At 63.1% G+C, this 11,762-nt stretch carries 13 protein-coding genes, 1 tRNA gene and 1 pseudogene; 11 read left to right on the forward strand and 4 right to left on the reverse strand.

Annotation, left to right across the window (positions count from 1 at the left end):
* Window positions 1-505 (reverse strand): DNA methyltransferase (locus OJI97_RS05425; protein WP_297661861.1); only part of this gene is annotated, 505 nt, incomplete at its 3' end.
* A gap of 242 nt (window positions 506-747) precedes the next feature.
* Between OJI97_RS05425 and OJI97_RS05430 the strand changes: the two genes are divergently transcribed.
* Both OJI97_RS05430 and OJI97_RS05435 read left to right on the forward strand, forming a co-directional pair.
* On the forward strand, window positions 748-1,236 hold the full coding sequence (locus OJI97_RS05430; protein WP_297661863.1) for a hypothetical protein: 489 nt from the start codon (window positions 748-750) through the stop codon (window positions 1,234-1,236).
* A gap of 398 nt (window positions 1,237-1,634) precedes the next feature.
* Window positions 1,635-2,768 (forward strand): IS110 family transposase, encoded by a 1,134-nt coding sequence (locus tag OJI97_RS05435; protein WP_297661865.1) that lies wholly within the window; start codon window positions 1,635-1,637, stop codon window positions 2,766-2,768.
* A gap of 556 nt (window positions 2,769-3,324) precedes the next feature.
* On the opposite strand, the gene OJI97_RS05440 is transcribed toward OJI97_RS05435, so the two are convergent.
* Window positions 3,325-3,555: a hypothetical protein gene (locus tag OJI97_RS05440; protein ID WP_297661867.1), complete on the reverse strand. Its 231-nt coding sequence runs from the start codon at window positions 3,553-3,555 to the stop codon at window positions 3,325-3,327.
* A 98-nt stretch (window positions 3,556-3,653) separates the two neighbouring features.
* On the opposite strand from OJI97_RS05440, the gene OJI97_RS05445 reads away from it, so the two are divergent.
* The 4 genes and pseudogenes from OJI97_RS05445 to OJI97_RS05460 all read left to right on the forward strand — a co-directional run.
* The gene (locus tag OJI97_RS05445; RefSeq protein WP_297661869.1) at window positions 3,654-4,202 is read left to right on the forward strand and encodes a hypothetical protein; all 549 of its coding nucleotides are present in this window, start codon (window positions 3,654-3,656) and stop codon (window positions 4,200-4,202) included.
* Window positions 4,195-4,500 (forward strand): RNA polymerase sigma factor, encoded by a 306-nt coding sequence (locus OJI97_RS05450; RefSeq protein ID WP_297661871.1) that lies wholly within the window; start codon window positions 4,195-4,197, stop codon window positions 4,498-4,500. The genes OJI97_RS05445 and OJI97_RS05450 overlap by 8 nt, the downstream gene beginning before the upstream one ends.
* A 183-nt stretch (window positions 4,501-4,683) precedes the next feature.
* Window positions 4,684-4,899: a hypothetical protein gene (locus tag OJI97_RS05455; RefSeq protein WP_297661873.1), complete on the forward strand. Its 216-nt coding sequence runs from the start codon at window positions 4,684-4,686 to the stop codon at window positions 4,897-4,899.
* A 30-nt stretch (window positions 4,900-4,929) separates the two neighbouring features.
* A pseudogene (locus OJI97_RS05460) lies at window positions 4,930-5,970 on the forward strand (recombinase family protein); the annotation flags it as partial.
* A gap of 573 nt (window positions 5,971-6,543) precedes the next feature.
* Here OJI97_RS05460 and OJI97_RS05465 read toward each other — a convergent pair.
* A tRNA-Arg gene (locus OJI97_RS05465) sits at window positions 6,544-6,620 on the reverse strand.
* A gap of 99 nt (window positions 6,621-6,719) precedes the next feature.
* On the opposite strand from OJI97_RS05465, the gene OJI97_RS05470 reads away from it, so the two are divergent.
* The gene (locus tag OJI97_RS05470; protein ID WP_297661875.1) at window positions 6,720-7,781 is read left to right on the forward strand and encodes a putative sulfate exporter family transporter; all 1,062 of its coding nucleotides are present in this window, start codon (window positions 6,720-6,722) and stop codon (window positions 7,779-7,781) included.
* A 36-nt stretch (window positions 7,782-7,817) separates the two neighbouring features.
* On the opposite strand, the gene OJI97_RS05475 is transcribed toward OJI97_RS05470, so the two are convergent.
* Window positions 7,818-8,597, reverse strand: a complete 780-nt coding sequence (locus tag OJI97_RS05475; RefSeq protein ID WP_297661877.1) for a zinc-ribbon domain-containing protein — start codon at window positions 8,595-8,597, stop codon at window positions 7,818-7,820.
* A gap of 158 nt (window positions 8,598-8,755) precedes the next feature.
* Here OJI97_RS05475 and ftsE point away from each other — a divergent pair, with 158 nt between their 5' ends.
* From ftsE to OJI97_RS05495, 4 genes are read left to right on the forward strand one after another with little or no spacing between them, the layout of a single operon-like run.
* Window positions 8,756-9,478 (forward strand): cell division ATP-binding protein FtsE, encoded by a 723-nt coding sequence (ftsE, locus tag OJI97_RS05480; protein ID WP_297661879.1) that lies wholly within the window; start codon window positions 8,756-8,758, stop codon window positions 9,476-9,478.
* 7 nt (window positions 9,479-9,485) lie between these two features.
* Window positions 9,486-10,397 carry a cell division protein gene (locus OJI97_RS05485; RefSeq protein ID WP_297661881.1) on the forward strand — a complete coding sequence of 304 codons (912 nt, stop codon included), beginning with the start codon at window positions 9,486-9,488 and terminating at the stop codon, window positions 10,395-10,397.
* Window positions 10,394-10,924 (forward strand): YdcF family protein, encoded by a 531-nt coding sequence (locus OJI97_RS05490; RefSeq protein ID WP_297661883.1) that lies wholly within the window; start codon window positions 10,394-10,396, stop codon window positions 10,922-10,924. Before OJI97_RS05485 ends, OJI97_RS05490 begins: the two co-directional genes overlap by 4 nt.
* An 8-nt stretch (window positions 10,925-10,932) precedes the next feature.
* A complete protein-coding gene (locus tag OJI97_RS05495; RefSeq protein ID WP_297661884.1) occupies window positions 10,933-11,664 on the forward strand; it encodes a 1-acyl-sn-glycerol-3-phosphate acyltransferase in 732 nt (243 codons plus the stop codon).
* Window positions 11,665-11,762 lie beyond the last annotated feature (98 nt).

Consider the following 11,762-nt stretch of genomic DNA (forward strand, 5'->3'; position numbering starts at 1 on the left):
CAAGGCGATAGAGTTCACGATTATCGATGCAAATGGCGATGACGCCGCCCGGCCGAAGCATCTCCTTCATCATCCAGACTCTTGGCGTCATGAATTTCAGCCATTTGCTATGGCGGGATCCGTCGTCTTCGGCGACGAGTTCACCGAGGTCCGGGTCATTGGGATCTTGGTCCCATTTGTCGTTGTACCTAAAATCGGATCCAGTGTTGTAAGGCGGGTCAGTTAGAACGAGATTCACTTTACCGCGGTGGCGGTAGAGACTGACCATTGTTGACAGGTTTTCACCGTCCCAGATTTCGTTCTCGCATTGTGCGGCCTCATCACCACAAGACAGCTTCTTTGAGATAACGCTGAACTTCGGTTTTACGAGTCGCGTGATCTGCCAAGGCGCAGTGCGCCCGGAGTAGTTCATGACGATGCCGTCTTTGCCAGCCTGCAGCAGGGCTTCATCATGCTCTTGAAGCAATCGAATTAAGGCTGAGCGGGGCAGTTCTTCGTAATTCATACGACCGGGCAACATCTCGAATCAGAAACAGGAATAGCGGAGGGGCATAGCACGCCATGCCGCGCTGGAAAGAGCGCACCGAGTTGAAGCTGCCGAGCGCATAACAGCGCTACTATCAATGTTTTCACGGGAAGCCTCCAATTGTGCCGCCGATCTGATACGAGAACATATGAAGAACATCTAGTGATAATTGCAGGCAGAATTCTGATGTGCAAAAGCGACCGGCAGAAGGGGGTGAAGTGGTGGACCTGATTGACGTCATTCGCGCCAAGCGAGTTCATCTTGATCGGCTCGCCAATCAAAGTGGCGCGGCAGGTGAAGCTTGGGCCGTCGCAGAGGTCGACTCTTGGTCACCGCGTCCGAAGCGCGCTGAGTTGGCTCTGCTCCTCAAGGAATTGGCAGATACCGGGATCAACATTCGCGGTTCGAGCTTCGACGCGATCGCGACCTCAACGGCTGTAGATTGGAAGTGTGCAGAATCCGTTCGAGCCGCTCTTCCAACGATGGTCTTCATAGAAATCAAAACGTCGAACCAAGCACGGGTTAAACCGGGCTTCCAAGGATTCTTCTTCGCGTTGACGGAAAGCGAGATATCTGCGGCCGACCAGCTAGGATCGCGGCACATGGTGGCCCTCTTCAATCGCCAGACTGGCGAGGTGCAGCTTACGAACATCCCCGATATTCTCGCGCGCTCTAGATCGCTGACATGGCAGGTGTCAGTTCAACTTTGAGACGGCAGTACGGCGGCCCGACTCCGCACAGCATCGTAGCCGCGACGCGAAAGGTCGGTCTCAACCCCTCAACGCGGGTCCAGCCGGATCGTAAGCTATTCTAATAATGATAAAAAGATGCAGATGAGCTGGCACCTGCGTCGGGTTGCCATACGCACATCTTGCTGAAAAACTGCCGCATAGCTGGCACGTCTTTTATCTTGCCCCAACCTTACCCCTGCTCTCGCAGTTCGAACGCTCTTTGTCACGAAAATGCCCATTCCAAATGGCACGCGAGGTGGCCCGGCAGGGCCGGGGCAGCGGAAGTTCGAAAGCAAGTCTAGAGGTCGGGCAAGAAGCGACCATCTCCTGAGATATTGAAACAATGCTGCCTCGATCCCTCGATGGAGTGCGCCAACTTGGAAGTTTGGATCGGTCTCGATGTGGGCGAGCGCGAAACTCAGTTCTGCGCCATCGGGCCAGACAAAGCGATCCACTTTGAAGTGAACATTCAGACGAGTGCAGATGGCGTCCTATCGGCAATCGACAATCTGCCCCGTGTCACGATTAAATCTATTGTGATGGAAGCTGGGTTGGCCCGGGGAATGGCGCGTAGCCTTCGGGCTCTTGGCTTCCCTGTCATCATGGTGGACGCAAGAAAGGCTCATCGTTTCCTGTCCATTCGACACCATAAGTCGGATCGTAACGACGCTCGAGGGCTTGCCGAGCTTGGAATGATGGAACTCGATTCCGTGCGGAGCGTCCATCTGAAATCGCCCGAGACACAATATCTTCGAACGCAGTTGGTGCTGCGAAACCAAATGCTCAAGCAGAAAAATGCTCTTCAAGCGGTTATGCGGTCACTGATCGTCGATCACGGGCTTCTTCCCAAAATGCCTCCACCAACTCAGCTACGAAGCGCATTGGAACGGCAGTCACTTTCTGACGTGTCCAGTAATGCCTACCAGAGCGAGCTTCTCTCGGTCCTGGCTGTCTGGGAGGCTATGCGTGATTATCTCCGGATGACGGATATTCGTCTCAAAAGGATTGCGGCTGACCATCCCGTGATGTCGGGTTTCATGGAGGTTCCGGGAATCGGCTACATCTGCGCGATCTCGTTTTTCACGGCCATAGAGGACCCGATGCGGTTCCAACGGTCCGCCGACATAGGCGCCTATCTCGGGATGGTGCCGAAAGTGAAGCAATCGGGCACCATGGTGATTAAAAGCAGAATCACCAAGGCAGGGAACAAGCTCACCAGAACTCATCTAGTCATGGCAGCACGTGCGGTCATCAGCCATTCAGCAGTTGAAAGCGCTATCACGGTTTGGGGGCGAGAACTCGCCGCACGAATCGGTCATTCTAAGGCGCGCGTCGCGGTCGCTAGGAAGCTCGCCGTGATTCTTCTGTCGATGTGGAAATCCGGTCGTGCGTATCAACCTTATCCGCAATATTTCGACCTCCCTAGCGGGAGCGACAGGCTTGGACACCGGCCACATTTCGAGAGCATCGGCTCAGGATCAGAACACGGTGCCAAGTCTGTCGCAATATGACATCCCGGAACGGCCGGGCTGTTGCTACATCATCTAAACAACTCGCTAAAGGCAGCGGCTCGTTTCGGTAAGCACGCCTCAAAGCCCGGCATAAAGGCGAACGGCAGAAAGCAACCGTTTGCCAACATTTCTCCAGCCCTCCTCTAAGAATTTGGCAAATGGATAGCGTGCCGCCCCGCTTGCTCAGCGTCGGTCAATCAGACAATCAAATGGCCAACCAGTGCGCCTGTCACGCCATAGAAGCGGACCGTTGCCGGGCCGCGATGCTTCGCATCGGACCCACAATTTATAGTCACACACCTCACGCACGGGTGCATAACGCTTTTCCGCCACTTTTCGAGAGTGCGATCCGACTACACCGCTGCCTCGTTTGTTCAAAGTGGCGGTTTTCTGCGACTTTTCGAGGCTGCGCATCGTACTCTATTCGGACGCGAATATGGCGGATGGAAGTCGGGTCAGCCGCCCGTCCAAAACCCCTCCCCTTTGCCACATGGCACCGGGACGACGGCTCCCCACGAGACCGAGGGCTAACCTCAATTGATCAACGCAGTGCGGGTTAAAACTTTTGCTCTTCTTCCCGCCGCCGAAGCTCGCGCTCAACCGCTTCGCGAATAAATTTCGCAAGCTGCCGGTTTCCAACCTGCGCTTCAATCCGACGGATCGTGTCCACCGATAGCCGGATGGTCGTGGCTTTCATTCCGAGCGGCGGGCGTCCCATGCCGTCGTCGCTATCGGGCTCGCGCTCAATCTCAAAGAGAATCGCGTTAATGACATCGTTTATTTGCATATACGCTACCGTTTATGTTATAAACGATAGCGTAAACAAGCTTTGGTTTGTCGGCGGGCGATGAACTGAGGTCGAATCACGCCAGCGACGGAGGCGACATGATCCACAGTGCCCCTAGCGCCCGATCAAAGTCGGGTGTCATTCCGCTATCGACGCCGGTTGCGCCTTCCTTTGGGAAGCAACGGGCGGCATTTCCCGAACTCGTAAGATCATGCGAAGGCCGCGTGTTGAGTGCATCTCGCTACCGAAACGGTGAGAGTTTCTTCCTCGCGATCGAGGAACTGCGATTCAACGATCCGGCAGACTTGCTCTATCACACGGGCATCGTGGTCCAGATGGCGCTAAGCTCGCATCTGCTGGACGTTGGTTTTGATGATCGATGGTGCGCCCGGAACATCGGCCTGCACATCGGCACGTCGCTGACATATGCCAATGCGACCGGCCTCAATTATCAATCCCCCGAACTTGAACGGCTGGCTGTAGTGCTGTCGCCCTACAACGTCTGGCGCAATCCGGACCTGCATGGATCACGGCCCCCGGCTCCGGCGTCGCTGCCGAACATTCCACCGCTGCTCCGAGACCTGCTCGATCATGTGCGAGGCGTGACAGGGCATTCGCGCCCCCGTCGGAGGAAGGCTCATGGCTGACGACAACATGGCGGCCCGTTTCGCGCGCACCATCCGAGACCTGCTCGCCCCGACACCCGTAGTTCCAACCTGCTACGAAAATGTCGATCCCGAGATCAGGCGAGTCGAGCGGGCCATCGCCCGTCTGCCGAAGCGCACCCGAGACGTATTCATGATGCACCGCTTCGACGATCTCGGATACGACCGTATCGCGCATCGGCTCGACATCAGCGAAAAGGCGGTCGCGCGGGAGATGGTCAGGGCGCTGCGCGCTATTCGCAAGGCAAGGGAAGATCATGCCCGCGAGCATCGCAAGTAGTAGTCTGGTATCGTCACCTATGACTGTGATTCGCGGAGGGAAGCCAAGCCGAGGCCCGAACGCGGCAACAACGCCTGCATCCCGTCTTTCCTATAGCTTGTATTGCTTCTCCATCGTTCGACGTGCCTCGTTGAGAGGCGGATTCTTGTTTCATCGTGCCATGAACTACGCGACCGTTGCAGCATGGCCCGCCTCTCCCCCGAGCGAGCGCCCAGCGCATCCGAGCAGCTTGAAGCCCTGCTCGGCAAGCCTTGGCCCTTTCCGGGTCGGCCTCCCAAACATGATCTCTCGACGTGGCGTGTCGTCAACTATTGGCCCGATCCCGTTCCGGTCACGTTGGCGGAAGTCGAAGTGTTCGAGCGCTGGTTCGGCGACTTTTTCGACGAGCTGTTTTCCTAGCCTTTCTGATCTGACCCTACGGAGACTGCCATGACCGCGCCGCACACCATCACGGGGGCGCGCGCGGCCCTCTATCTCCGCGTCTCGACCGCAAGGCAGGCCGAACATAATGTGTCGATCCCCGACCAGCGGCGGCAGGGCGAGGACTGGTGCGCAGCGCGCGGGCTCAAGATCGTCGACACCTATGTTGAACCCGGCGCCACGGCGACGAATGATCGCCGCCCCGTGTTCCAGCAACTGATCGAGGCCGGGACATCGAAACCGGCGCCGTTCGACCTTGTGGTGGTCCACAGCTTCTCCCGCTTCTTTCGCGATCATTTCGAGCTGGAGTTCTATGTCCGCAAGCTCGCCAAGAATGGCGTGAAGCTGGTCTCCATCACGCAAGAGATGGGCGACGATCCGATGCACGTCATGATGCGCCAGATCATGGCGCTATTTGACGAGTATCAGTCGAAGGAGACCGCCAAGCATGTGCTGCGCGCGATGCGCGAGAATGCCCGGCAAGGCTTCTGGAACGGATCGCTGCCGCCAATCGGCTACCGCGCCGTCGCGGCTGAACAGCGCGGCGCGAAGGTCAAGAAGCGGCTGGAGATCGACCCCTTCCATGCCGAGACGGTGCGGACCATCTTCCGGCTTGCTCTGGAAGGCGATGGCGGTTCGGGGTCGATGGGGGTCAAGGCCATCGCCGCTTGGCTCAACGAGAGGTCGATTCGCACCCGCGACGGCGGGCGCTGGGGTCTCGGTGCCGTCCACCAGATACTCACCCGCACGACCTACACCGGGCGCCACGAGTTCAACCGCCGGGGCAAGGACCGGAAGCTCAAGCCGAAGTCCGAGGCCGTCGTGGTCGAGGTGCCCCCTATCATCGATCAGGAGACGTTTGACGCGGTGCAGGCGCACTTGCACGCCCGCAACCCCAAGAAGGTGCCGCCCCGCGTCGTGAGCGGCCCTACGCTGCTTACAGGGCTCATCCATTGCGCGAAGTGCGGCGGCGCCATGACCATTCGCACCGGCAAGGGCGGGCAGTATCGCTATTACGCCTGTTCGACCAAGGCGCGGCAAGGACCGACGGCCTGCACGGGCATGACAGTGCCGATGGAAAAGCTGGACGATCTCGTCGCAAAGAATCTGGAGGACGAGCTTCTCCGACCCGACCGGCTGGAGGTCATCCTGTCTACCGTTCTGGATCGGCGGCAGGAACAAACGACGCGCAAGCGCGCGCATGTCGCCGAGCTCAACAAGCGAGCCACCGAGGCCGAGTTGAGGTTGAAGCGGCTTTACGACGCCATTGAGAACGGATTTGCCGAGGTTGACGACCCTGACCTCAAGGAGCGCATAGCGGCGCTCAAGGCGACGCGAGATCAGGCAAAGGCCGACGCTGAACGCGTAACGGCTTCGCTCAGTGCTGAGGGCCGGAAGGCGGTCGCGCCCGATATGCTGGCGAACTTCGCAAGCGCCGCGCGCAAGAGGATACGAAATGCGGAAGGCGGCTATCGCCGCGATCATCTCCGTGCGCTTGCGCAACGGGTGGAAGTTGCTGCCGACGAGGTTCGGATTCTCGGCTCGAAAAGCAATCTGCTGCAAGCCCTGATCGCGGGAACCGCCGAAACAAAGCCGGGCGCAGTGCCCAGCTTTGTTCCGAAGTGGTGCACCCGAAGGGATTCGAACCCCTGGCCTCTGCCTTCGGAGGGCAGCGCTCTATCCAGCTGAGCTACGGGTGCCGGTAGAGCGGGGCCTCTAGCAAGAGCGCGGCGCGCCAGCAATGGTCTATCGACCGCGGCGCGCGGATATGCGAAGCGGACAGCGAAGCGGAGGGATTCATGGCGTCCGAACAAAGCTGGCCGATGGCCGCCGATCTTTACGGCGAGATGCATCTCGAGGTAGCGCCGCCGTCGAAGCGTCGCTGGCGGGATTATCTGCCCGGCGCGCTCGTCACCGCGATCGCGGCGCTCGCCGCGGCGTGGCTCGCCGACCATTATGCCGCGCCGCTGGTGCTGATGGGTCTGCTCATCGGCCTTGCGATGAGTTTCCTGTCGCAGGACAAACGCACCCACGCCGGGCTCGACCTGATGTCGCAGACCGCATTGCGCATCGGCATCGTCCTCGTCGGCGCGCGGATCACCGCCGGGCAGTTCGCCGAACTGGGGCCGCTGCCCTTCGCGCTGCTCGTCGCCATCATGCTCACGGTCATCCTGATCACCGTCGCCAGCGCATCGCTGTTCCGGCAGGACCGCCACGCCGCATTGCTCGCGGGCGGCGCGACCGCCATCTGCGGGGCATCGGCCGCGCTCGCGCTCTATTCGCTGATCGGCGACAAGCGCGTCGATCAGGCGCGCTTCACCATGACGCTCGTCGGGATCACCGTCGCGAGCGCGCTTGCGATGACGCTCTATCCCATCCTCGCGACCGAGCTGCACCTGTCCGACACGCAGGCGGGGTTCCTGATCGGCGCGTCGATCCACGACGTCGCGCAGGCGATCGGCGGCGGCTTTTCCTTCTCCCCGCAGGCGGGCGAGGTCGCCACGATCGTCAAGCTGACCCGCGTCGCGCTGCTCGCGCCGATGCTGATGCTCGTCGGCCTGTGGCTGGCGCGCGCTGACGGCGACGGGGCCGAAAAGCGGCGCATTCCGCTGCGCCTGCCATGGTTCATCCTCGGCTTCCTCGCGCTCGCGGCTGTCAATTCACTGGTCGCGCTGCCCAAGCCCGCGGTCCATGGCGCGAACCTCGCCGCGCAGGCGCTGCTGCTGCTCGCCATCGTCGCCACCGCGATGAAGGCGCGCCTCCACCTGCTCCTCGATCAGGGATGGCGCAGCTTCGCGCCCATCATCGTCGCAACCCTGACCAGCTTCCTTCTATCGCTCGCGGCGACGGAGATGATGTGACGTCGCGGCGGCGCGACGTCACGCTACGCGCTTGTTTTATCCGCCTTTCGGCAGCGCCCAGCTCACCGTGAGCTGCGTCGCGCGGCGCGGGATGTCGAGCTTTGCCTCGCTGAAGTTGACCTTCTCGTTGGGCGGCAACGTGCGGACCGGCGGCTTGATCGTCCAGCTATAGACGATCGTCCCCTGCGCATCGCGCAGTTCGGCAAGGATCGGCGGGACGCGCTGTTCGCGGTCGGTCGGGTTGATAATGACCCCCGAGGCGGCGAAATAGATGGTGCCGTCGGGCAGCTCGCGATGATCCTGGTTTGGCGGCAGTTCGATGACGAGATCGGGCTCGTCGGTCATGCCGGGGATGCCGAGGCCCTGCGCCCAGCCCGGCAGGCCGAACCAGTAGAGAGCGCCGGTCGCGGCGAGCATCAGCGCGGCGGCGCTGCCCGCGATCCACGTCCAGCGCTTCGCCGGATTGCGGCGCGGGCGGCGGAAGGGCAGCGGCGCGTCCTCGGCGGGCGTGACCACCACCTGCGGTTCTGGAACGGCGAAGGCTTCGGGTGGCGGCGGGGGCGCGGGTTCGGTGACGGGTTCCTCGGGCGGAGGCGCGGCGACCGGCGCCGGGTCGGTCGCCTGCGCTGCGGACACGGGTTCGGGCGCCGATGCCGGCGCGGGTGCGGCGGGCGCCGCCAGGGGTGCAGCGGGCGCGGCGGGCTCCTGGAACCAGCTATGGCGGCAATTGGCGCAGCGCACGGTGCGCCCCGTGGCACCTATCGCCGTATCGGGCACGACATAGCGCGTATGGCAGGACGGACAGGCGAGGATCATGGGCCACCTCTAAACACGCCGATTCGCGCGTTGCAAGCACCGTGTCGCGCTTCGCGCTTTACGTCGGTGGACAGCCGTGTAACAGGCAAGGCCATGAGCGCCGCTGCTTCCACGCCCCGCGCCCCGCGAAAGGCGCCCGATCGCGCCCGGATGGCGTCATGACGCCGTCACCCCGGCCCGGCGGCGCGATGGTCGAATTCAACGGCGTCGGCCTGCGTTACGGCCCCGATGCCGAGGTTTTGAGCGATATCAACTTCAACCTTCAGCCGGGCAGCTTCTATTTCCTGACCGGCGCTTCGGGCGCGGGCAAGACGTCGCTTTTGAAGATGCTCTATCTCGCGCAGCGGCCGAGCCGCGGGCTGATCCGCCTGTTCGGCGAGGATCTGGTGACCATGCCGCGCCATCGCCTGCCCGGCTTTCGCCGCCGCATCGGCGTCGTCTTTCAGGACTTCAGGCTGATCCCGCATCTGAGCGCGCGCGACAATATCGCGCTGCCGCTGCGCATCGCGGGGGTCGGCGAAGAGGATCTGGCGGGGCCGGTCGGCGAGATGCTGAGCTGGATCGGGCTCGGCGAGCGCGCCGAAGCCTTTCCGCCGACGCTGTCGGGCGGCGAGCAGCAGCGCGTCGCGATCGCCCGCGCGGTGATCGCGCGGCCACAGCTTCTCGTCGCCGACGAGCCGACCGGCAACGTCGATCCCGAGATGGCGGGGCGTCTGCTCGGCCTGTTCGAGGCCCTGAACCGCCTCGGCACCACCGTCGTCGTCGCGACGCACGACATCCACCTGATCAGCCGAATCGAGAATGCGCAGATGATGCGGCTGGAAAAAGGGCGGCTGTCCGATCCCACCGGCGCGCTGCGCTATCCGCCGAACCGGTCGTGATGTCGGCATGATCATCCCGCGCGTTCCCGTCCAGCATCGCCGCCTGCTTCCCGATCGCCGCCTGTCGGGACCGACCCCGTGGGTGATCGCGATCCTGATGCTGCTGACCCTGCTCGCCGCCGCCGCGGGTGTCGGCCTTGCGCGATCGGCGAATGCGATTGGCACCGCGATCGCCGGGCGCGTGACGGTGCAGATCGTCACCGCCAACCCGGTCACCCGCGCCGAGCAGGCGGCAGCGCTGCGGCGCGCGGCGGCGGGACAGGCCTTCGTGCGGTCGGCGCGCGCAGTCGAACCCGCAGAGCTTCGCGCGACGCTCGGCCAATGGTTCGGCGGCGAAGAGGGCGGGGATGGCGACCCGGTGCTGAACGCCCTGCCGCTGCCCGCGCTCGTCGATATCGACTTCGTCGGTGAGGACCGCGCGGGCCCCATGCGCCAGCTTCGCGCTCTCGTCGCGCGCGAGGCGCCGGGCGCGCGGATCATCCCGCACGCCGAATGGCTGGAGCCGGTCGCGCGGCTGATCCGCTCGCTCGCCTGGGTCGCGGGCGCGCTCGTCCTGCTGATGATCGCGGCAAGCGCGGCGGTGGTGATCATGACCGCGCGCGCCGCGCTCGGCACCCATTATGCGACGATCGAGATGCTGCATATGATCGGCGCAACCGACCGGCAGATCGCGCGCCTGTTCCAGCGGCGGATCGCGATCGACACCGCTTACGGCATCGCGCTCGGTAGCGCGGTCGCCGCCGCGATCCTGCTGCTGATCGGCTGGGAATGGTCGGGGGTCACCGCGGGCCTCGCCGCGACCGCGTCGCTCGGGCCCTGGGGCTGGGCGCTCTTGCTGGCGCTGCCGCTATTGGCTATCGCGCTCGCGGCACTGACGGCGCGGCAGACCCTGCTCGCCGCGCTCAAGAAGATATTATGATCAAGCGGCTGATATCTCTTCTCTTTCTGGCTTGGGTGCTCGGCTTTGCCTGGTTCGCCCTGCTGCTGCCGTTGCCCGCCGCGCCGCAAAAGACCGACGCGATCGTCGTGCTCACCGGCGGTCCGGGACGCATCGACCGCGGGCTCGAAATGCTCGAAAAGGGCGAAGCGAAGCGCCTGCTGATCAGCGGCGTTGCGCGCGAGGTGAAGCCGAAGGAACTCGCCGCCGAATATAGACGGCCACAGAAACTGTTCGATTGCTGCATCGCTCTCGGCTTCGAAGCCGAGGATACGCGCTCGAACGCGACCGAGGTCGCGGCGTGGGTTGCGCGGCGCAACTATCGCAGCATCCGGCTGATCACCACCGACTGGCACATGCGCCGCGCGCAGTACGAGCTCGGCCGCGCGCTCGGCGCCAAGGTGACGATCCTGACCGACGCGGTGCGCAGCCATCCGAGCTTCGCGACCCTGTTCCGCGAATATCATAAATATCTCGCCGGGCTGGCGGGCGGCTTGCTCGGGCTTTGAGCGCGGCGATGCGCTATACGCTGGCCCTGCTCCGCTCGATCCTGTTCTGGATCCTGTTCGTGATCATGAGCAGCATCGCGTCGATCGGCGCGGTGGTGTCGCTGCCGATATCGCATCATGCGACGCGCTGGTTCGTGCGCCTCTGGGCGATCTTTCACCGCCTGATCTGCCGCTTCGTGCTGGGCCACAGGATCGTCGTCGAGGGCGCGATGCCCGATATGCCCGTCCTTTACGTCTTCAAGCATGAGGGGGCGTTCGAGACGATCGAGCAGCCGATGCTGTTCAAATGGCCCGCGGTCTTCGCCAAGGAGCAGCTTTTTTCGATCCCGGTCTGGGGACAGGCGGCGCGCTTCTATGGCCTGATTCCCGTCGACCGCGAGGGTGGCGGCAAGGCGATGCGCGCGATGCTAAACGCCGCCAAGGCCGCGCTTGCCGCCGGCCGCCCGCTGGTGCTGTTCGCCGAGGGGACGCGCGTTCCGCACGGCAAGGCGCCGCCGCTGCGCTCGGGCTTCGCGGGCGTCTACCGGATGCTGGGGGTGCCGGTGATCCCGGTCGCGGTGAACAGCGGCATCGTCTATCCGCCGCGGCGCTGGGTCAAATGGCCGGGGACGATCACCTACAGGATCGGCGAGACGATCCCCGCCGGCCTGCCGCGCGAAGAGGCCGAGGAGCGCGTGTGGCGCGCGATCAATGCGCTCAATCCGCCCGAGGCGTTGCTGGCAGGCGGAGCCGAAAAATAATCGTCGCCCCCGCGAAGGCGGGGGCCGCGGGCCGCCCGGTGCCATTCCGATAGCGGCCCCCGCCTTCGCGGGGGCGACGGATAGGGGTCAGTGTTTTC

Source organism: Sphingopyxis sp., assembly GCF_025869345.1.
Lineage (GTDB): Bacteria > Pseudomonadota > Alphaproteobacteria > Sphingomonadales > Sphingomonadaceae > Sphingopyxis.